At 55.2% G+C, this 1,372-nt stretch carries 1 protein-coding gene; it reads right to left on the bottom strand.

Annotation, left to right across the window (positions count from 1 at the left end; translation table 11 throughout):
• Nucleotides 1-269 precede the first annotated feature (269 nt).
• Nucleotides 270-1,244 carry a hypothetical protein gene (locus ACOCD2_RS20035; RefSeq protein ID WP_293649864.1) on the bottom strand — a complete coding sequence of 325 codons (975 nt, stop codon included), beginning with the start codon at nucleotides 1,242-1,244 and terminating at the stop codon, nucleotides 270-272.
• Nucleotides 1,245-1,372 lie beyond the last annotated feature (128 nt).

Consider the following 1,372-nt stretch of genomic DNA (forward strand, 5'->3'; position numbering starts at 1 on the left):
CGCCGCGTTCGGAGGCCTACTTTGTTTTCCCTCTGGCGCAAGGCACGCCGGGAAAACAGTGCGGCCTCGCGGCTACTGGGGACTACCAGCCTTCGCTTCGCTCTCCATGGCTGGCAGCGATGGAAAAACCCGTCTTGGTAGGTCGGACTTCAGTCCGACATTGCTCCGTTGTGGCAGCTGTTGTCGGGCTGAAGCCCGACCTACGGCCATGGCGCGAAGCTGCGTCATCACGAATAAAACAAAATCAATAGCTTGGGCGTATTTCCACGCTAGATGCCGGGTGCTTTTTCCGTTGCAGATGCTTCGCTGTCTCCTTCGGCGTCATCCGATTCTTCCATCACGGCTTCGCCTGTGTTACCGCCGGTGAGACTCAACACCACGTCCCGGTCCCGCTGATCCTTGATCTGCTCGAAGAAGGAGTATTCTCCATCGGTCACGGTGCGTGAGGTTTCATCAAGCTCGTTTGCCAGCTCCTGCACGCTGCGCACGACGCGAATGAGTTTTTCTCCGGATTTGGAAACCGAGAACATGTTGTTGAGACGGGCTTCGCGAATCTCGTTCTGCAGTTCAATGATGGTGGTTTCCAGCTCGCCTGTTTTGCTGTGCAGTTTTTCGCGTTCCTGCCGCTGCTCGGAGATCTGAGCGTTCAGGCGGGTGACCTCCGCAGTATGGCGGTCTTTCAGTTCCTGGATGCGTCGCTCGTTTTCCTCTTTGACCTGGGACAGTGTCTGTTCCGTTTGCTGTCTGAGGGCCGTGATGGTCTGTTCATGGTCCTGTCGCAGGTTGGAAAGGGCGTCAGCCATCTCTCTCTTGAGTTCCCCGATACGCTGTTCACTTTCCTCTTTCAGCCTGTTCATGTTTTCCGCGCTGGAGGTCTCCAGTTTTCCGATCAGCGCGACATGTTCGCTGCGCAGGTTTTCGGTTTCATCGGCATGACTGCTCTTCAGGGAGTCGACAACGCTCTGATGAGCCTTGTGCAGGCGCTCTACCTGCGTGGCATGGCTGTCCTTTTCCTTCTGCAGGTCGCTGGCATGAGCTTTCTGCAGCACCTCCATTTTTTCTTCAAAACCGTGCTGCAGCTTGGTGATGGCCTGTCCGGCTTCCTGTCTGGCGGTGTTGAGGGCAATTTCCTTGCGCTTGTTTTCGTTTGATTTTCCGAGGGCGTAACCGATCCAGACGCTAACAGCGACGATGGCGGCAGCCATGATGAGGACGGGGGCAGTCAACAGTGGGGTGAGGTCCATAGTGCACAACCTGCTTCAAAGGCTTGGGGCTGGAAAAAACGGAAGAATAAAAGCGCTCCTTGCAAATGTCTACGGCAATTGCCCGAAAATCGCTGTTTGTTTGATCTGTGCCTATTTCCTGCTTTTTA

The organism is Thiolapillus sp., assembly GCF_048562965.1.
GTDB classification, from domain to species: Bacteria; Pseudomonadota; Gammaproteobacteria; order Chromatiales; family Chromatiaceae; genus Thiolapillus; species Thiolapillus brandeum_A.

Excerpts from the sequence above, each read along its gene's own strand:
- ACOCD2_RS20035 (WP_293649864.1), bottom strand. The coding sequence starts at position 1,244 with ATGGACCTCACCCCACTGTTGACTGCCCCCGTCCTCATCATGGCTGCC.